The organism is Streptomyces sp. BR1, assembly GCF_052373795.1.
In the GTDB taxonomy this organism is placed as follows: domain Bacteria; phylum Actinomycetota; class Actinomycetes; order Streptomycetales; family Streptomycetaceae; genus Streptomyces.
The window spans coordinates 4,479,074-4,497,399 of sequence record NZ_CM126252.1 but is presented as its reverse complement, the minus strand read 5'-3'; the positions used below and the strand labels follow the sequence as shown (position 1 = coordinate 4,497,399).

General features: G+C 69.6%; 16 protein-coding genes and 1 tRNA gene. 6 read left to right on the top strand and 11 right to left on the bottom strand.

The genetic code is table 11. The features are described from left to right. On the top strand, positions 1 to 1,296 hold the full coding sequence (locus tag ACT1U9_RS19550; protein ID WP_444533996.1) for an MFS transporter: 1,296 nt from the start codon (positions 1 to 3) through the stop codon (positions 1,294 to 1,296). On the opposite strand, the gene ACT1U9_RS19545 is transcribed toward ACT1U9_RS19550, so the two are convergent. The 4 genes from ACT1U9_RS19545 to ACT1U9_RS19530 form a co-directional block, all read right to left on the bottom strand. Continuing rightward, entirely contained in the window at positions 1,286 to 2,074 is a 789-nt protein-coding gene (locus ACT1U9_RS19545; protein WP_444533995.1) for a YlbL family protein, read from the bottom strand. The genes ACT1U9_RS19550 and ACT1U9_RS19545 overlap by 11 nt on opposite strands. 154 nt (positions 2,075 to 2,228) lie before the next feature. Continuing rightward, positions 2,229 to 2,873 (bottom strand): IclR family transcriptional regulator, encoded by a 645-nt coding sequence (locus tag ACT1U9_RS19540; protein ID WP_444533994.1) that lies wholly within the window; start codon positions 2,871 to 2,873, stop codon positions 2,229 to 2,231. Positions 2,874 to 3,319: 446 nt separating this feature from the next. Continuing rightward, entirely contained in the window at positions 3,320 to 5,104 is a 1,785-nt protein-coding gene (locus ACT1U9_RS19535) for a DEAD/DEAH box helicase (RefSeq protein ID WP_444533993.1), read from the bottom strand. Between the two features lie 480 nt (positions 5,105 to 5,584). Continuing rightward, entirely contained in the window at positions 5,585 to 7,078 is a 1,494-nt protein-coding gene (locus tag ACT1U9_RS19530; RefSeq protein ID WP_444533992.1) for an MFS transporter, read from the bottom strand. Between the two features lie 189 nt (positions 7,079 to 7,267). Between ACT1U9_RS19530 and ACT1U9_RS19525 the strand changes: the two genes are divergently transcribed. Continuing rightward, a tRNA-Cys gene (locus tag ACT1U9_RS19525) sits at positions 7,268 to 7,342 on the top strand. Positions 7,343 to 7,357: 15 nt separating this feature from the next. Here the strand turns inward: ACT1U9_RS19525 and ACT1U9_RS19520 are convergent. The 6 genes from ACT1U9_RS19520 to ACT1U9_RS19495 form a co-directional block, all read right to left on the bottom strand. After that, complete coding sequence (locus ACT1U9_RS19520; protein ID WP_444533991.1) at positions 7,358 to 7,903, bottom strand: hypothetical protein; 546 nt, start codon at positions 7,901 to 7,903, stop codon at positions 7,358 to 7,360. 25 nt (positions 7,904 to 7,928) lie between these two features. Further along, positions 7,929 to 10,223, bottom strand: coding sequence for a DUF6571 family protein (locus ACT1U9_RS19515; protein WP_444533990.1), 2,295 nt, complete (start codon positions 10,221 to 10,223; stop codon positions 7,929 to 7,931). Positions 10,224 to 10,269: 46 nt separating this feature from the next. Further along, entirely contained in the window at positions 10,270 to 10,635 is a 366-nt protein-coding gene (locus tag ACT1U9_RS19510; RefSeq protein WP_444533989.1) for a hypothetical protein, read from the bottom strand. 256 nt (positions 10,636 to 10,891) lie between these two features. Then, complete coding sequence (gene mycP / locus ACT1U9_RS19505) at positions 10,892 to 12,115, bottom strand: type VII secretion-associated serine protease mycosin (RefSeq protein ID WP_444533988.1); 1,224 nt, start codon at positions 12,113 to 12,115, stop codon at positions 10,892 to 10,894. A gap of 18 nt (positions 12,116 to 12,133) precedes the next feature. Then, positions 12,134 to 13,729, bottom strand: coding sequence for a hypothetical protein (locus ACT1U9_RS19500; RefSeq protein WP_444533987.1), 1,596 nt, complete (start codon positions 13,727 to 13,729; stop codon positions 12,134 to 12,136). Between the two features lie 72 nt (positions 13,730 to 13,801). Then, on the bottom strand, positions 13,802 to 14,350 hold the full coding sequence (locus tag ACT1U9_RS19495; RefSeq protein ID WP_444533986.1) for a hypothetical protein: 549 nt from the start codon (positions 14,348 to 14,350) through the stop codon (positions 13,802 to 13,804). Between the two features lie 345 nt (positions 14,351 to 14,695). Between ACT1U9_RS19495 and ACT1U9_RS19490 the strand changes: the two genes are divergently transcribed. The 4 genes from ACT1U9_RS19490 (at position 14,696) to ACT1U9_RS19475 (ending at position 17,522) form a co-directional block, all read left to right on the top strand. After that, positions 14,696 to 14,995, top strand: coding sequence for a hypothetical protein (locus ACT1U9_RS19490; protein WP_444533985.1), 300 nt, complete (start codon positions 14,696 to 14,698; stop codon positions 14,993 to 14,995). A gap of 7 nt (positions 14,996 to 15,002) precedes the next feature. Further along, the gene (locus ACT1U9_RS19485; RefSeq protein WP_444533984.1) at positions 15,003 to 16,637 is read left to right on the top strand and encodes an alpha/beta hydrolase; all 1,635 of its coding nucleotides are present in this window, start codon (positions 15,003 to 15,005) and stop codon (positions 16,635 to 16,637) included. Positions 16,638 to 16,708: 71 nt separating this feature from the next. After that, positions 16,709 to 17,170 carry a hypothetical protein gene (locus tag ACT1U9_RS19480; RefSeq protein WP_444533983.1) on the top strand — a complete coding sequence of 154 codons (462 nt, stop codon included), beginning with the start codon at positions 16,709 to 16,711 and terminating at the stop codon, positions 17,168 to 17,170. Positions 17,171 to 17,294: 124 nt separating this feature from the next. Further along, positions 17,295 to 17,522, top strand: a complete 228-nt coding sequence (locus ACT1U9_RS19475; RefSeq protein WP_444533982.1) for a hypothetical protein — start codon at positions 17,295 to 17,297, stop codon at positions 17,520 to 17,522. Between the two features lie 409 nt (positions 17,523 to 17,931). On the opposite strand, the gene ACT1U9_RS19470 is transcribed toward ACT1U9_RS19475, so the two are convergent. Further along, positions 17,932 to 18,249, bottom strand: coding sequence for a hypothetical protein (locus ACT1U9_RS19470; protein ID WP_444533981.1), 318 nt, complete (start codon positions 18,247 to 18,249; stop codon positions 17,932 to 17,934). Positions 18,250 to 18,326 lie beyond the last annotated feature (77 nt).

Sequence of the window (18,326 nt, the reverse complement as noted above, 5' to 3'; positions counted from 1 at the left end):
ATGGGCGACAACGGGGGAATTCAAGGGAGCCGGATACCGCTGGCGGCCGTGCTGAGCGCCAACACCATTTCCACGGCGGGCAGTTCGCTGACGCTGATCGGCGTCCCGTGGTTCGTGCTCCAGACCACCGGGAGCGCCGGGCGGGCCGGGGTCGTGGCGTTCTGCGCGACCCTGCCGATCGTCGTCTCGGCGGTGATCGGCGGCCCGGTGATCGACCGGCTCGGGCGGCGGCGGGTGAGCGTCGGCTCCGATCTGGTCTGCGCGCTCGCGATCGGCGCGATCCCGCTGCTGCACTACGCCGGCGCGCTCCACTTCTGGATGCTGTGCGCCCTGATGGCGCTCCAAGGACTGGCCGCCACCCCCGGCCGTACCGCCCGCTATGTCCTGGTCCCCGACCTCGCCGAGCGCGCCGGTACGACCCTGACCCGTGCCGCGAGCCTCTTCGACGCGGTGTCGCGCGGGGCGCGGATGACGGGGGCGGCGCTGGCGGGAGTGCTGATCGCGTGGGTGGGCGCGGAGTCCGTACTGCTCCTGGACGCGCTGACGTTCGGCGCGTCCGCGCTGCTCGTCGCCCTCGGGATCCGGGGCATCCGCACGGCCGACCCGGCACGGGACGCGGCGCCGGTCTCCCTGGCCACCTACAAGGCCGAACTCCGCGAGGGATACGCCTACTTGCTCCGCACCCCGCTGCTCCTCGGGGTCGTCCTGATGGTGATGATCACCAACGGTCTCGACCAGGGCTGGAACGCGGTCCTGCTGCCCGTGCACGCCGAACAGGAACTCGGCGGTGCCACCCAACTCGGCCTGCTCACCGCCGCGTTCGGCGCGGGCGGCCTGCTCGGGGCGCTGCTGTACGGGGTGGTGGGCCACCGCTTCCCCAGGCGCGCGGTGTTCACGGCGAGCTTCCTGCTGTGCGGCGCGCCCCGCTTCGTCGTCGCCGCGCTGACCGGTTCGACACTGCCGCTCGCCGTGACGATGGCGCTCGGCGGGATCGCGGGCGGGATGCTCAACCCGATCCTGACGACGGTGATCTACGAACGCGTCCCGCAGGAGCTGCGCAGCCGCGTCTCCGGGGCGATGACCGCGGGCTGCGAGGCGACGATGCCGATCGGCGGCCTCGGCGCGGGGCTCCTGGTCGACGGCGCGGGGGTGCGGACGGCGCTGCTCGTGGTGGGCGGGCTGTATCTGGCGACGACACTGAGCCCGCTGGTGTTCCCGGTATGGCGGACCATGGACGTACAACTACCGGATGGAAACCGGCAGTTGAGACCTTCGGAGACCCCCGTCAGCAGCTAGGGACGTCCCCGCCCTTGTCCAGGGCCTTGAGGGACGACACCGCGCCCGACAGGGTCGTGACGGGGATCAGCCGCAGCCCGTGGGGCAGCTCGGCCTTGGCGTCGGAGCACTCGGCCTTCGGTACGAGGAAGACGGTCGCCCCGTCCCGCCGGGCCGCCTGCGTCTTGAGCGAGACGCCGCCGACCGCGCCGACGGTGCCGTCGGCGTCGATCGTGCCCGTACCGGCGATGACCCTGCCGCCGGTGAGCTCGCCGCCGGAGCCGTTGCCGTCGAGCTTGTCGATGATGCCGAGCGAGAAGAGCAGCCCGGCGCTGGGGCCGCCGACGTCGGCGAGGTTGAGGGAGACCTTGACCTGGCCGGCATTGAGGTGGAGCTGGTTCAGGGCGGCCGCGGTGGCGCTGTCCTGGGACTGCTTCATCTCGGCCTGGTTGTGCGCGGCGATCTGCTTGTCGCTGCCGCCGCTCGGATAGACCGAGTCGTGCGGCATGACGGCCCGGTCGGTGCGGAACCACGCCCGTACGACGTCCGAGAGCCCGACCTCGGCGGACGGCCCGGTCGCCTCGATGGTCGTCATGCGCAGCTCACCGGTGGTGTGCCGGGCCGGTCTGCCCTGGATGGTGATCACCGGGGTGCCATTGTCGTCGCCGAGCACGTTCGCGGTCAGCCCCGGCTGCGCCACCGAGAACGGCAGCGGCGCGAAGCCGGCGACGGCCAGCAGCGCCACGACGGGGGCGGAGCCGATGGCGAGGTTGCGGAGGCGTGAGTGACGGGGGTGCACGGATCCAATGTATCGGGCGAGGTCCGACGGCTACGGGGGCCGGGGGCGCGGGCCCGATTCGGGGCCGGGTGCGAGCCGGGACCGGGGCTCGGCTCACACCGGAGCCGGGACCGGGGCTCGGCTCGATCACCGCGACACGCCCCGGCCCCCGCCCTCACCGCAGCGCGTCCGCCACCTCCCGGGCCGCGTCCACCACTCTGGGGCCGACCCGCTCGGGCACCGCGTCCGCGAGCATCACCACGCCGACGCTTCCCTCTATGCCGGTCACCCCGACCAGGGGCGCGGCGGCGCCGCTGGCCCCGGCCTCCAGTTCGCCGTGGGTGAGGGTGAAGCCAGGGTCGACGAGGCCGCCGGCCTGGCGGGCGGAGAGGATGGCCCGGCCCGCCGCGCCCCGGTCGAGGGGGTGGCGGAACCCGGCCCGGTACGCCACGTGGTAGTCGGTCCAGGTCGGCTCGACGACCGCGACGGCGAGTGCGTCGGACCCGTCGACCAAGGTCAGGTGCGCGGTCGCCCCGATGTCCTCGGCGAGCGAGCGCAGCGCGGGCAGGGCCGCTTCCCGTACGAGCGGATGGACCTGCCTGCCGAGCCGCAGGACCCCGAGTCCTACCCGGGCGCGGCCGCCGAGGTCACGTCGTACGAGGGCGTGCTGTTCCAGTGTGGCGAGCAGACGGTAGACCACCGTCCGGTTGACGCCGAGTTTGTTGGACAACTCGGTGACGGTCAGGCCGTGGTCGGTGTCGGCGAGCAGCTTGAGGACACGCAGTCCCCGGTCGAGCGTCTGGGAGGTCTCCGCGGTCACGACGCCCACTCCTTATGGTGAGTCGTCGGCGGCTCTCTGCGGGAATCGCGACACCGGTCCCGCGGCGACGCGCACAGAGGCCGCCGGCAGGCCATGGCACCGGCTGCGCTCCGCGGCGGCGCTGCCACGGGGCGTTTGCATGGCGGGACAGTAGCGATCGGTCCCGCTCAGCGGAAGCCCTCGTCCAGAATCCGGGCGCGACCTTTGACAAGCCGGGGTTTTGATCCCGGTTCGGGACCAAAGTCCAGGGCGCGCGGGACCTTGGTCCGCGCGGGGGACTTTGCCTTCCCATTACTGTTGGGAGGTGTGCGGGGGCCGACCGTGGGGGCCGGACCCTCGCTTCCACCCCCGTCCCCACGGGTGAAGTGGGCGGGGCCCGGAGTCGCACCCGGGCCCCGCCATCACCACGAACTGCTTTTGGGCGTACGGGAGTCAACCCCGGCCCGTCACTTCATCCGGGTGGCCCACTCCTGCACCTTCTTGATCCGCTCGCGGATCTGCCCGGCCGTGGCCTCGGCGCTCGGCGGGCCGCCGCAGACACGCCGCAGCTCGGTGTGGATGACGCCGTGCGGCTTGCCGCTCTGGTGGACGTACGCGCCGACCATCGTGTTCAACTGCTTGCGCAGCTCCAGGAGTTCCTTGTGGGAGACCACGGGCCGGCGCTCGGCGGGGATCTCCAGCAGATCGGCCTGCTCGGCCGGCTTCTGCCGACTGTGCGCGATCTGCCGCGCCTGCCGCTTCTGGAGCAGCAGCTGCACCTGATCGGGTTCAAGAAGCCCAGGAATACCGAGATAATCCTGCTCTTCCTCACTCCCCGGGTGGGCCTGCATGCCGAACTCGGCGCCGTCGTACAGGACCCGGTCGAAGACGGCGTCGGACTCCAGGGCCTCGAAGGGGAGCATGTCCTGCTCGCCGGTGTCCTCGTCCTGCTGCTTCTCCGCCTCGGCGAGAAGCTTGTCCTCTTCGGCGTACGGGTCCTCTTCCCCGTCCTTCTTCGGCTTGTCGAGCACGTGGTCGCGCTCGACCTCCATCTCGGTGGCGAAGCCGAGGAGGGTGGGGATGGTGGGCACGAAGACGGAGGCGGTCTCGCCGCGCCGCCGCGACCGTACGAAACGGCCGACGGCCTGGGCGAAGAAGAGGGGCGTGGAGATGGTGGTGGCGTAGACGCCGACGGCGAGGCGGGGAACGTCGACGCCTTCGGACACCATGCGGACGGCGACCATCCAGCGGGAGTCGTTGGCGCTGAACTCGTCGATCTTCTTGGAGGCCCCGTTGTCGTCGGAGAGGACGACGGTGGCCTTGTTGCCGGTGATCTCCCGGATGAGCTTGGCGTAGGCGCGGGCGGAGTCCTGGTCGGAGGCGATGACGAGGGCGCCGGCGTCCGGGATGCCCTTGCGGACTTCGGTGAGGCGCTGGTCGGCGGCGCGCAGCACGTTCGGCATCCAGTCGCCGCGCGGGTCGAGCGCCGTGCGCCAGGCCTGCGAGATGGCGTCCTTGGTCAGCGGCTCCCCGAGCCGCGCCTCGATCTCGTCACCGGCCTTGGTGCGCCAGCGCATGTTGCCGCTGTAGGAGAGGAAGATGACGGGCCGCACGACGCCGTCGCCGAGGGCGTTGCCGTAGCCGTAGGTGTAGTCGGCGGAGGAGCGCCGAATCCCGTCATTGCCTTCTTCATACGTGACGAAGGGGATGGGATTGGTGTCGGAGCGGAAGGGGGTACCGGTGAGGGCGAGGCGCCGGGTGGCCGGATCAAAGGCTTCGAGGCAAGCCTCACCCCAGGACTTCGAATCACCGGCATGGTGGATCTCATCCAGGATGACGAGGGTCTTGCGCTGCTCGCACCGGTTGCGGTGGAGCATGGGGCGCACGCCGACACCGGCGTACGTCACGGCGACCCCGTGGTAGTCCTTGCTCAACGGCCCCGCGCTGTAGTCCGGGTCGAGCCGGATGCCTATCCGCGCCGCCGCCTCCGCCCACTGCTTCTTCAGGTGCTCGGTCGGCGCGACGACGGTGATCTGCTGCACGACATGGTGGTGCAGCAGCCACGACGCGAGCGTCAGCGCGAACGTCGTCTTGCCGGCGCCGGGCGTGGCGACGGCGAGGAAGTCGCGGGGCTGCTCCTGGACGTACTTCTCCAGCGCCCCCTGCTGCCAGGCACGCAGCTTGTTGGCCGTACCCCAGGGGGCGCGGCCGGGAAAGGCGGGTGAGAGGTGGTGGGAGGCGGTAGTAGTCACGGTCTCCGGTTCGTGCGGTCGGGGGCGGCGGGGCGGTTGTCGCGGGCCGGTTGTTACGTACGACAACCGGGCCACCTTACCGGTGGGGCGGTCTTGATCCGGGGTCGGCGGGGCGGGTGGGGGGCGGGGTGAGAGCGGGTTCACAACGGCGGGGCGGTCCCCCACCCCGCCCCTTCCCGAAAGCCCTGGGCGGGCGGCCGGGTGCGTTTGCCTGCGAGCCGGTGGGGGCTGGTCGCGCAGTTCCCCGCGCCCCTGAATGGGCCCTTCGGGCCCTCCTTTGATGGGCCCGAAGGGCCCTCTGAGGGGCGCGGGGAACTGCGCGAGCAACCCAGCACGATCCGCAGACGAACGGGGGGTCCGGGGCGGAGCCCCGCTCACCCACCCACCCCAGCGGGGTGCAGGGGCCGCAGGCCCCGCGAAGGGGTCCGGGGGCGTAGCCCCCGGGTGACCGCCCTCACTCCCACCCGCCCCCGGCAGGGTTCAGGGAAGGGGCGGGGTGGGGGAACTCAACCGCAGCCCCACCCACGCCCCCACCAACGCCACCCCCGCAATCGGCAGAAACACCACCGCAAACGCCCCACCATGCCCCGCGGCCCCAGCGGACGCAGACGCCACCACGTCATGAGCACCCCCCACAGCCCCACCCCCCAGCGCAGCGAACGCCGCCCCACCCCCCGCAAGCAGCAGCACATTCGACAGCCCGTCCGAGATCTGCAGCGCCGCAGAGTTCGCCCCCGCTTCCTCCGGCGCCGACAGCTGAAGCAGCAGCACGCTCGTGGAGGCGATCACCATCCCCATCCCGAAGCACCCCACGCCCCACGCGACCGCCACCACCCACACCGGCACCGCCGGTATCAGCACACTCGGCGCCGACGCGATCGCCGAGGCCACCATCACCATCCCCACCACCATCAGCCGCTCCCGATGCGGCTCGGCCCAGGGCCGGGCCTGTACGTACGAGCCGAGCGCCCACGTCGCCCCGCCCGCCGCCAGCGAGAACCCGGCCATGGTCGGCGACAGCCCCCGCTGCGTCACCAGCATCAACGGTACGAACGACTCGGCCGCGATGAACGACCCCGCCGCGATCCCCCGCAGCAGCACCACCGACGGCAGCCCCCGCGCGGCCCGGTACGTCCCGCGCGGCAACAGCCCGTGCCGCCCCGCGACAGCGGGAACCAGCAGCGCACCGCCCGCCACCGCCGGCACCAGCGACAACCACCGCAGATCCTGCCCCGCGTACTGCAACAGCCCCGCCCCCAGCGAGATCATCAGCGCCAGCCGGATCCGCCGCCGGTCGAACGGCTCGACCGGCGCGTCCGGATCGGCAGGCCCGGAGGCCATCCGGCGTATCGCGGGCAGCGCGAGGGCCAGCGGAAACACGACCAGGACCGGGATCCCGACGAACACCCACCGCCACCCCAGCCGCTCGGTGATCGTCCCCGCCGCGAGCGGCCCGACCACCGACGGCACCACCCAGCTCGCCGCGAACGCCGCCATGATCGCCGGACGCAGCCGCTCCGGATAAGCCCGCCCGACCACGACGTACAGCGCCACGATGACGAGCCCGCCCCCGAGCCCCTGCACGGCGCGCCCACCGATGAACGTCCACATGTTCACCGCGGTCCCCGACAGCAACAGCCCCGCCCCGAACGCGGACACCCCCACCGCGACCGCCCCCAGCGGCCCCCGCCGGTCGGCCCACTGCCCGGCGACGACCATCCCGAACAGGCTGGTCGTGAAGTACGCGGAGAAGGCGAACGCGTACAACGACACCCCGTCCAACTCCCGCGCCGCCACCGGCATCGCGGTCCCGACGGCGGTCGCCTCGAAGGCGATGAGCAGTACGACGGAGATGGTCCCGATGCTGAGCGCCCGATGCGTTTTGCCCAGCACGCCGTCAAAACGCGGCGCGGGAACTCCACGATCCAGGGCTTCGACTTCGACGTGGGTGTCAGGGGATTCAAGGGCACTCATGGCCCCAGAGTAAGAGGCAACAGCGCGAATGACCCCTGTCAAAAGAAGGTACGTCGGCTCAGCATTTGGTCGTACGCCCCACGGACCACTCCCCCACCACATGAACGCAACATGGCAGTCCTGTTGCACCCCACCGCCGCACCTTCCCCCGCCCGCCCCCACCCCCTACGGTCAAAGAAGTCAGCACACGGCCGTGTGCCCGAGTGGCTCAGGGGCTCGCCTGCAAAGCGAGTAACGCGGGTTCAATTCCCGCCACGGCCTCCATATGGCGCGAGCGCGCTATTTCCTGCCGCACTCCAGTTCACCATGCACGTACCGCGCGAGATCATCGACCATGGATTTCAGCGCGGTGCGGCTCGCCTCCGCATCGGGCGCGCGATGCGCCTCGATCCGGAGATGCAGGGTCTGCTCGGCATTGGGGTCCCACGCGGTCGCCGGTCGGCGGAATGCGGAGCGGTCGCAGGTGACGTACTGATTCGCTTCCGTGCGCGTGACGACGGCTGGCTTACCAACCTTCGCCGCATCGAGACCGGCGCCTTCCCATTTACCGCTGGACTCACCCCATTTGTCCCTGGAACGTTCCACGGTGACGCCGACCAACGGGCCGTCCTTGGCGGCCACAGTGCACGTCGCCGCCCGGGCGTTCGGGTAGACGATTCGGACGCTTTGATTCTGCCGATACGTGACGTCGGAGCCCTTGTCGACCAGCGCCCGTAGGTCCTCCGGACCGAACACGCCCCAGCAGGCGGCCTTGGGGATGTCCGGTGCGGACGCACCACACCCGGAGGTGAACATCAGGGCTATCGGCGCGACGACCACGATCATGGGAGCAAGGCGCCGCCTGCGGCGATCAGCCACGAGCGGCCAGTTTCCGCGTAGCTCCGACAGTGTGCGCGACAGATGCTTCGGTGGATGCGGCTCCGGCCAGATTGTCGATGTTCGTCTGACTCATTCCTGACCCCTTGCAGGCCGATCGGACCGCCGCCTCCGCAGAACTCTTCGCGGCGGTCTGCGCCCCGAGGTACCCGTCGGCGGCTTCCCTTCGGGCTTCATCGGTGGTGTCCTTCTTGGCGCTCTCAAGGGCGGCCTCGTTGACGTCGTCTTTAATCCACTCGACGACATCGCCACCGACAGGGAGCATTTCGATGTATTTGCTGCCTGCCATATCAATGATGCGATCGCTCCACTTCAACTTGTTCTCGACCGCCTTGTTGAATGCCTCATCGTCGGCGGAATGCTGATCGTGCACGGCCTCGGCTCGGGCCTCCGACATGATTCCGGCAACCACACCGCCTGGATGCACTGCGTTTCGTACAGCCTGATCCAGCTCGTCATACTGAGCCCGATGTTCGACAACGCTGTGCACCAAGGTGGTGGTGTACGCCTGCTGGGCAGTCTTCATCGCCCCATAGGCGTCCGGGTCCTGCGCGACGGCTCCCAGGAAGTCCTGAAGTTGCCGGGCTTGAAATGCGGCGGGATGCCCGAACGTATGGTGCAGTCGGGCACCGTTCTCAATGGATTTCTGCATGTCCGGCATGTACTCGGCCGCCATGTTCCCGAAGTTCCCTGCCATACCGGTCAGCTGACCGGGCAGCCCGTCATCGCCGTCCTCCAGCAGCTGGGGATCGTCGCCGACCTTCGCCACCACCCGCTCCATAACCTTCGCCATCGCCTCGGTGTGCTCCACCGGACTCGCGTGGGTGTCCCCCGCGACCCGTCCCGTAACCGCCGCCTCCAGCGCGTTGCCGGTCGCGGTCTGGAGCGGAGTGGGAAGGGGGCCATCAGTAGGCGCGTTGTCGAACCAGTCCGCTGTGGGCTTGCGGGCGAGGGCGTAGTCGACCATTCCCTGGGGGCGCCCCTGGTCACCGGAGACCGGCTCGTCGTCGGTGGTGACGATCCCGTCCCCGTTGCTGTCCTCGCGTACGGGCTCGTTGAAGAAGGCCGCGGACGCCTGCGGGTTGTGGCCCATGGCCTGCATCAGGCCGGTCATGGGGTCGAAGCCGCGGCCGCCGCCCTTGTCGAGGTTGAAGGCCATCGCCTGGGCCGTGGGCAGGTTCCCTTCCCAGATGCCCGGGTCCTGGTGCTCCATCCCGACCATGTCGCGCCCGATGGGGACGAGGAACTCCTTGTCGTACCGGCCGTGCCGCAACAACGCACCCAGCGCCTGGTACCCGTACACCTTCGCGCCGATGCTCGTGACCCCGGGGATATCGATGCGCTTGTGGCCCGCCCGCATCATGTCGAGGGTCCAGGTGCCATCGAGGTGGCCGCGCGCCTTCGGATCCGTAGCGGCGGCCAGCATCTCGCCCATGTCGTCCTGGAGACCGTGCACCATCGCGACCCTGTCCCGCCCGGCCGCGCCGAGGCCCGTCGCGTCCAGGGACATCTTCGTGTACAGCTCAAGCGTGCCGTCCGCGCCCAGCCGACGGTAGAAGGCGGTGGCGAACTCCGGATCCTTCGCGTTGTCGTGCACGAGCTCCTGGAGTTGGCGAAGGGCCTCGGCGTTACGCGCGACGCCCCCAACTCCCGTTGCTTTACCGGCCAGTTCGACGGCCCGAGCCGCCTTCTCGTCCTCCAGTCCGCTGTACTTCGGCGCGGCGAAGTCGCGCTCGCCCCCGCCGTTCGCCGCCAGCGCCCGCCGTAACGACTCGTCCGCCTCGCCACACTCCTCCACGATCGCCTTGATACGGCGCTGCCATTGCGCGACGGCGTCGTTGTCCTGCCGCCTCACATCGATGGAGACGCCCGGCGCCGCGTGCCGGGCGGCGTACTCGCCGGAGACGGAGTAGCGGGTGGTGACGTGTCCACGGGCGTCGACGACGATGCCCGCCTTCTCCGACCCGTCGACGAGGGTCCGTAACTCGTCCCTGGCCCGCTTGAACGCCTCGCATCCGTCGGCCAGTACGGCATGAATCCCCTTGGCCTGCGCCGCCGCGTCCTCGAACTCCTTGGCCGTCTTGCCGATGAACTGCCGACTGACGCCCGCGTTCACTCCCGCCCAGTCCGCCTTGTCGGCATGCGCCTTCAGGCCCTTACGAGCCTCCTCGGCGAGGGTCTTGAGCCGGGTGGCCATCTCGGACCAGTCGTCGACGGCAGCCTTGAGCTGGTCGACGGGGGCGTTGGTGACGTCTTCGTAAGTGAGCATGTATGTACGTGAATTCCCGAGTTCCTGAAGTCCCTTTGCGCTCCCGCTACTTCAAGTACGCGTTGATCCGCGACACCGCGAGCAGTTCGCCGCCGATGTGCTCGTCGTCCTTGGCGTGCGCGGCCATCGAGTAGTCGAGGTGATTGGAGATCTGCGCGCACGCGTCGCGGAGCGTCCTGAGCTGGCTGTCCCATTTGTCGCGGACTCTCGCCAGCTCCGCGCCGCACGCGAAGTTACGGGTGGTGAGGGCGGTGGCCGCGGTGTGGGTGGACTCGTGGGCGTGGTGGCCGTCGCGTTTGAGGCTGTCGTGGAGCTTGTACGCGTCCCCGCCGACGACGCCCAGGTCGTCGCGCCGCACGATGAGATCGGTGGCGCGGTCCGTGTGTCGGTCACCCGCGCCGTTCAAGCGCATTGCGGCGTTCGCAGCCGCATTGGCGTGCGCCTGACGCCACTCTTCCTCGAACGACATACGGGTCCCCCGCTCGCCGACCTCCAGGACAGGTCTTTACCGTTTCCATACGGTAGGGAGGGGCAGGGGTTCGCGCCAGCACACGGTCCGGCTATGGGAGTTCATGGCCGTTTCGTCCCACCTGAATGGCTGGGACGGGGGTGGCGGGTTGACCGGTCGCCGACGGCTGTTGCCCGTGGCCGTGATGTACCCAGCTGCTTTATGCCGTACGGCGTCGCGACCGTACGAGCAGTACGGCCACGGCCGCGACCACTATCCCCGCCGCGCCCACGCCGACCCAGAGGCCGGTGTTGCTTCCCCCACCCGACCCGGAATCCGAGGCGGCCGTGGCGGGCGCGGGCTTGCCCGAGGTGGACGGGGACGGGGAGGCGGGGGCGGCCGGGGAGGGCGAGTTGGCCGCCGCGAGGTCGGGCAGCGGCCACTCGTTCGCCGGGCCCGGGTCGCCGGGGGTCTTCAGCGCGATACGGGGGCGGACGACCCCGTACCCGATGTAGTCACTGCGCTTGTCCCCGTTCTTGGGGCCGCCTGCGGTGTTGAGCATGACGCGGAGGACCTGGTTGTTGGTCCACTGGGGGTATTTGGACCAGATCAGGGCGGCGGAGGCGGAGGCTAGGGCGGTGGCCCCGCTCGTACCGTGTCCGGAGCAGATCTCCGTACCGCCGGTGCACGCACTGACGATCTGTTCGCCTGGAGCCGCGAGATCGACCTGTGAGCCGTGTTCGGACTCCTTGGTCGCCTCGATCTTCTTGTCGACGGCTGCGACGCCCACGACGCCCGGCGTGGCAGCCGGATACTCCAACCGGTTACCCGTGTCCCCGCTATTGCCCGCAGCGGCGAAAACCAAGGCTCCCTTGGTCAAGGCGTACTTCACCGCGCTGGTGAGCTCGTCCGACCCCTCCGGCGCACCTTGCGAAACATTGATCACCTTGGCGCCGTGATCCGTTGCGTAGCGAATGCCCTCGCTCATCTTCTTGACGAACATAGGGACGTCCGCAAGCTTCGACCCCTCATCGGCCTTCGGCAGCCTGACGGGCAGGATCTTCACCCCGGGGGCCAGGCCATATGCGCCATCCGCCGCCGACCTCTTGCCAGTGCCTGCGATCAGGGAGGCCATCGCGGTGCCATGGCCCTTGCTGTCAGTGTGTTCGTCACCGCCCTGCTTCGAAAGATCGAGACCGGGAAGCACCTGACCTTGGAGGTCGGCCAAACTGTCGTCGACGCCGGTATCGACGACAGCGACCGTGACCCCCTTGCCGGTGCTGACCTTCCACATGTCCTCGGCCTGCATCGCATCGAGATGCCACTGCTGCTGACGTACCGATTCGGCATGCGCGGGCGTGGCGGCAACGCCCACCAGCAGCGCCCCAAGGACGACGGACACGGCACGGCCGTGCCTCATTGCTCGATGGCTGCTGGTAGGCATGCGCTTCCTTCGCGGAGGTCAGTCGATTACAGGCGGCACAATACGGCGGTCGCTCTGCTGCCAGGTCTCCTCGTCCTCGGTGAGGTAGTCCGGCCGCTCGCCTTCGCGCTCGTCCCGCCGCCCGGCGGCCCCGTGCATGCCGGGCGGAATCATCCCCCGGCCACCGGACCGACCGGCTCGCGGTTCGCCTTCGGCAGCGCCATTGCGTACGAGACCCGAGCCGCCCTCCGTGAACGGGCGACCGCTCCGGGCGCCGGGCTCGGTGGGGCGACCGCCGACGATGCCGCCGGGCTCGCCCGCCAGCCGACGTCCGCCGGAGAAGCCGGACCGGCTCCCGCCACCGCCGCCCATGTGGCCGCCAGGGCCGTGGGCCATCGGCGGACGGCCCTGAGTGCTCCCCTGGGGCCCCGGGCGCCCCTCTTCTCCGATGACGGTGCTGCGCGGGATGCCGCTCGTCGGCCGACCCTGACCGGGCGGCACGGGGCGGCCACCGACGATGCCGGTCTCTCGCGGCGCGCTCGGCGGCAGGCCGCCCACGGTGCTCCGCCCCGGGAGCGCCGGGCCACGGAGGCCGCCGGTCGTCGCCTGCCGTCCCCCCGGGACACCGGGCTCCGGCAGCCCGTTCTTCCCGCCTCCGGTGAATGTGGGCGGGATCCCAATGGGCGGCATCGGACCGACGTCCGGCCTGCCGACAGTCGGCGGGGCGGGGGTGGTGACCGGACCGGTGGGAGCGACATGAGCGGGCGGCGGCAGTGTTTTGACGCCATCGATCGCCGTACCAACAGGATGGTCAGGTACGTGAGTTGGAGTCGTCGTCAGCCCAGCCGGGGTCACGGTGTGTGGCGTCGCCAAAGTGCTGCGCGTCGTCGCCGAGGGGGTCGAGAGGTGACCGCCGGTCTGCGCAGTCGAAGTCCGGCCCCCTCGGGCAGAGGAGGTCTGGCCACCCTGGACGTACTGCATCCCCTGGCGGTCGTAGTCCGGCGGCACAAACGCCGCCGGCGGCGGCGGAAACACCGGCGGGCGGAGCGCGGCGACCTGCTCGCCCGACTGCACATACACATCCGAGAGCCGCTTCAGCTCGCGGATCGCGTCTTGCCGCTGGCCCTCCATCTTCTGGTTGAGCCCGGCCAGCTTGGTCGACGCGTCGCGCGCCTCCTGCTGGCTGTCGGGGTCGTGGTGGGCCGCGATGAACTCGTTGTGGGTGTCGGTGGCCTGCTGCTTGAGGGCCGGGTCGTACGCCGGGACCGCCGACTTCGCCTGGGTGATGGCGTGGGAGACCGAGGCGAGCCAACCGGAGGCGTCCTGGCTGTACTTGCCGAGCTCCAGCGTGGCCATGGCCGCGTCGTGGCCCCAGTCCGTGAACGCCTTCGCGCCCTCGCCCTGCCAGACCACCCGGCTCATGTGCAGCTTGAGGTCGTCACCGATCTTCGTGATCGTCGTGGACGCCTTCGTCAGCTTCTTGGCCAGGCCGTCCGCGGAGTCGCCCTTCATCCCCTGGACCATGGCCCACATTTCCTGGTGGGACTTGGTCTCGAAGTCCGTACGCTCCACCAGCAGCGCCTTCGGCGCCTCGCCCGGAGCGTCCCCGCCGCCCTGGTCCTTGTTCTCAGCCATCTCGTCGCACCGCCATTCCCCGACTCCCGTCGTCCCCCGTCGCGTACGCGACCATCGCCACGTACGGATACATCAGATCGTGCCGCCCGTCGCGCCCTTGTCCGGCGTGGTCTGCGGCGGCGTGCCCGGCGTCGAGGTCCCCGACGGCCCCGGCCCGTACTCCTGGTACTGCTTCTGCAGCTCACCGCTGATCGCGCGCATCCGGTCACGGACGTCGGCATCCACGCCGTCGTAGCCGTTCTCCGCCGCCAGTACGGCGATGCACAGGCCCTCGATCTGCATGCCCAGCGCCTTGGAGAGCTGGCCGATCCGCTCGTGGACGACCTCGTACGCGCCGTACAGGAAGGCGCTCTCCTTGAAGTCGTCCGGGCCCAGCTCCGACTTGGCGAGGCGGTCGGCGCCGATCTTGGTCGACGAGGCCTCCGACTCGTTCAGCTCGGTGAGCAGCCCGTCGACCCGCTTCTTGAACGTCATCATCGACTCGGCCTCGCGGGCCAGGTCCGCCGCGGCCACCACGGCGGCGCCCGCCGCCGCACCGATGCCCGGCATCAGCCCCAGCACCGGTGCCAGCGCGGTCACCCCGGGCGCGATGTCCCCGCCGTCCCCACCGTTCTGCGCCACAGCCGCCTCCCCGTTTCCCCGTCCCTGTTTCCCCGCGCCTCTAAAAGTAACTGTAGCCAGCACCACTGACACCCGGCAGCCTCCCTCTTCCCTCTGAGTCCATGCACAGGTGGGCTGTTGAGCCGACTGAGCCCCGGGGCTCTTGCGCGGGTGGCCACATCGGTGTTAAGCGCGACCGCATCTTTTTCGGTCAGGCAATGGTTCGCGCTTGCGCAGGCGCGCAGGGCGCACATTACGGTCGTTCTCACAGTCACAGGGGGGGACGCCCGGGCCGGGAGGGCAGAGCTCGCGCCATGTGAGCAGGCAGGCCCGGCAGCGCGTGTACTCAGGGGGAGGGAAGAACCAATGGCGGATGACCTCAACATCTCCGCAAGCGAGCTCAAAGCCTCCGCAGGCGCGGCCGACAGTCTGGTCACCGATCTGCGGCCGATACTGAAGAAGGCGATCGACGACACCGCTGCCGCCGCTGCCTCACTGAAAGCATGGCCGGTCAGGGCCAGGCTGGACGCCACCGGCACCGGCTGGGGCGATGCGCTCACCACGTTGCAGGGGCGGCTGACCGAGCACGCCGAGGGGCTGCGTCTACTCGCCGACCATCACAGCGTCAACGACATACACGTCGGCGACTGCTTCAAGGGCTGGTGACCGCAGCATGTCGGAACTCTTCGCCCAACTGCTCCATCAGAGCTTCGCCGAGCTGGAAGCCGCTGCCGAATCGTGGCGGAATCTCGCCAAGAAGCTGGGTGATACCCAGACGGGCAGTGGGAGGCACGTATCGGGGCCGCTGCACAAGGTCGGTTGGGCCGGTGTCGGCGCCGACTACGGATTCGCTGCACTGGAAGCCACCGAGAGCAAGCTCGGCACGGGGAAGACCGACGCCCAGCTCATCCACGCCGTCCTGAGCGCGCTCAGCACCCGTATGCAGGAATCCCAGCGCAAGTTGCGCAACGCGGTCGCCGACGCGGAGAAGGCCGGGCACAAGGTCCGGGACGACGGCTGGGTGGAGGCGGTGGAAGCGGTCGATCCGAAGTACCACAACGACCCGGACTACCAAGGCGTACAGCAGCAGGCGAACGCCGGACTCGGCGGCTTCCGGGCCCGCATCGACGCGGCTGTTCTGGAAGCCTCGACCGTCTGCACCCAAGCGGCCGAACTCCTCTACCAGATCGACCCCTTCGACCTGGACAAGCGCTACGGCGCCGACCACGCGCGCGAGGACGCCGTACGGGTCGGGGAATTCCTCGGCATCGACAAGAAGGCCATCCCGGACGGGAAGAACCCTCAGCAGACGGCGGACTGGTGGTCCGGGCTGGACCTGGAGAAGCGACAGATGTACCTCGCCGCGTTCCCCGAGCAGATCGGCCACTTGGACGGCCTGCCCACCACCACCCGGGACGCGGCGAACCGCACGACCCTGGACATGCAGCTCAACGACTACGCGCTGCGCGAGGGCAGCCTCGGCTACCACGACCGGTACTTGTACGGCTCGCTGAGCAAGCTCAAGGACAAGCTGAACCAAGCGGATGTGGCGCCCCCGGACAAGCAGGTTTATCTGCTCAAGTACGGCCTCTCGAAAGACGGAACGGCGGTCATCTCAGTCGGCAACCCTGATACGGCAAAGCACACGGCCGTCTTCGTTCCTGGGACAAGTCACCAACTGGACAGCGCGGGCGGCGATATCGACCGTGCCAGCAAATTGCAGAGCGCGGCTGGCCGGTGGAACGGCACCAATGGCACCAAAGACGTCGCGGTGGTGTCCTGGCTCGACTACAACGCCCCGGAACTCAATACGGACAGCGTGGGTTCCGCCGATCTGAGCCTCCGGGGCATCACCACGGACGGCCGGGCCAAGGAGGGCGCCGGGAGACTGCGGGACTTCAACCACGGCCTGCGCACCGCGCACCAAGGCGATCGGCCCACCCACCTCACTGTGCTGGGCCACAGCTACGGTTCCACCACCGTGGGCGCCGCCGACGTCGGAGGGGACGGCCTGGGCGCCGACGACGCGGTAGTACTCGGGAGTCCCGGCATGACCGTCAAACGCGCCGACCAGCTACACATAGACCCACGGCACCTGTGGGTCGCCGCGGCGAGCGACGACTTCGTCTCCAACCTGTTCTCGGGCGCGTCTCTCGGCGCCGACCCCAAAGACTCCGGATTCGGGGCACAGCGGATGTACGTCGACACCAGCGGCCACAGCGGCTACTGGGACGACGGAAGCCAAAGCCTGGAGAATCAGGGCCGCATCATCGCGGGCAAGCAGCCAGAGAACGGAGGCACGGGCTGATGCTCAGGACCACACCCCTACTACGCCGGAGCGCTGCCGCGCTGGCGCTGGCGCTGCTGCTGGGAGGCTGCATGTCTGACAAGAAGGAAGCCAATGCTCCGCTGCCCCGTATGAGCAAGGAGAAGGCGGAGGAGTGGGCTAAGCACTGGACCGACTCCATGACCCGTACGGCGAAGGCCACGCTGGATCCCAAGACCGCCAACCCGACAGCGGATTACAGCAACTGCATCGGCAAAAACGGCGAGTCCGCCGACGATGGCCGCTTTACACTGCACTACTCGGTACGAGCCACGCTCCCCCGCGCCCAGCACGCGGAAGCCATCCGGGCCATCCGCGACACGCTCAAGGACCAGGGCTTCAAGATCCAGGGCTACCGGTCCGACCCGAGCAAGGATCCAGCCAATCTGGTCGACGCCACCCACCCCAAGGAGCACCACTTCGTATCGGCCGGGGATGTAACCGAGAACTTGCTGGTGCTCATCGTCGCGACTCCCTGCCTCCTGCCCCCGGCCGCCAAACAGCAGCACGTCTGACGTAACGCTGGGCGGGACGAAGTCGTCCCGCCCAGCCGCCCGCCTACCCACTCCAAGACGTGTCCGGAACGCCGGTACCGACCGGACCACGCACTCCCAGGAGCTCGGCTGCGAACATGGGCGCATGAACCTCGTCTGGCGTCGCACCTGCGCCGTGGCCGCGCTCCTTCTCGGCATCACCCTGGGCCTGTGGATCGCCTTCGGAGCACCCCATGAGTGGGATGGTGCCCTCGGGTTACTGCGCCTCGCCCTGGGGATGGTCACGTTGGTTCTGATCAGCGGCGGCGCCTGGCTGATGTTCCCGGCCACCGCACAGAACACCATTCCGACCCCTGGACCATTGGACCTCTAGTACGTCCGCGCCGGTGATCGGAGCGACGCCCACCGCGAGCCGCACCACCCGTGGCGGTCCCGGGGCGCAGCGAGGACACTCGCACAGCGGCCACTGGCTCGTGAGCAGCGGCGTGAGCGGGGCAATGCTCGGGATCACCCGCTGCGGCCCCCAGGTCCGCCCGCCGTCCCGCGACACCCGCAGTGTCAGCAGCGCATACGGCTCGCGCCGCCCGGACGCGGTCACGACCGACCGCCTCTGTGGTCCCACCGCACCCCCGAGTACTCGTGGAAGTGGTCCCCGGCATGGCCGTTGCCCAACGTGCAGTTGCGGGCCGTGCTCCCGGGCGTCGGCTCCCAGCACAATCCCAGCCCGACCGGCTGCGTCTCCTCCGTCACGCGCCTCTGCCACGCGATCTCGTCCGTGGCGTTCACCGGCCCACCGCCACCCCGTGGATGACGCACGGGCCCACGTCGATGCCGTGCAGCGCGAGCAGCAACACCCGGCGACGGGACGTCTGTTCACCCTCCTTCTCCTGCCGCTCGTACGCCGCCAGATACGGGCGCACCAGTGCACTGTCCTCACCCCGCAGCACCGGCACCCGCAGCCCCACACGTACACGCGGCAAGGGCGACGTCGGCGTATCGGGGTACTCGGCGACCGGTGCCCGGACGGCCGCCCGGTGACGGCCCACAGAGGGTCGGGAGAACCGCCACAGCAGTTCGAGGAACTGGGCGATACAGTGCATGAGTCTGCGCTCCTTCGAAGCGTGGGCCACGCCCCGGGTCCGTGTCAGCGGTCGCAGGGGTCCGTCTCACCATCCTT

Excerpts from the sequence above, each read along its gene's own strand:
- ACT1U9_RS19550 (WP_444533996.1), top strand. The coding sequence starts at position 1 with ATGGGCGACAACGGGGGAATTCAAGGGAGCCGGATACCGCTGGCGGCC.
- ACT1U9_RS19530 (WP_444533992.1), bottom strand. The coding sequence starts at position 7,078 with ATGAGTGCCCTTGAATCCCCTGACACCCACGTCGAAGTCGAAGCCCTG.
- ACT1U9_RS19520 (WP_444533991.1), bottom strand. The coding sequence starts at position 7,903 with ATGATCGTGGTCGTCGCGCCGATAGCCCTGATGTTCACCTCCGGGTGT.
- ACT1U9_RS19515 (WP_444533990.1), bottom strand. The coding sequence starts at position 10,223 with ATGCTCACTTACGAAGACGTCACCAACGCCCCCGTCGACCAGCTCAAG.
- ACT1U9_RS19510 (WP_444533989.1), bottom strand. The coding sequence starts at position 10,635 with ATGCGCTTGAACGGCGCGGGTGACCGACACACGGACCGCGCCACCGAT.
- mycP (WP_444533988.1), bottom strand. The coding sequence starts at position 12,115 with ATGCCTACCAGCAGCCATCGAGCAATGAGGCACGGCCGTGCCGTGTCC.
- ACT1U9_RS19500 (WP_444533987.1), bottom strand. The coding sequence starts at position 13,729 with ATGGCTGAGAACAAGGACCAGGGCGGCGGGGACGCTCCGGGCGAGGCG.
- ACT1U9_RS19490 (WP_444533985.1), top strand. The coding sequence starts at position 14,696 with ATGGCGGATGACCTCAACATCTCCGCAAGCGAGCTCAAAGCCTCCGCA.
- ACT1U9_RS19485 (WP_444533984.1), top strand. The coding sequence starts at position 15,003 with ATGTCGGAACTCTTCGCCCAACTGCTCCATCAGAGCTTCGCCGAGCTG.
- ACT1U9_RS19480 (WP_444533983.1), top strand. The coding sequence starts at position 16,709 with ATGTCTGACAAGAAGGAAGCCAATGCTCCGCTGCCCCGTATGAGCAAG.
- ACT1U9_RS19475 (WP_444533982.1), top strand. The coding sequence starts at position 17,295 with ATGAACCTCGTCTGGCGTCGCACCTGCGCCGTGGCCGCGCTCCTTCTC.
- ACT1U9_RS19470 (WP_444533981.1), bottom strand. The coding sequence starts at position 18,249 with ATGCACTGTATCGCCCAGTTCCTCGAACTGCTGTGGCGGTTCTCCCGA.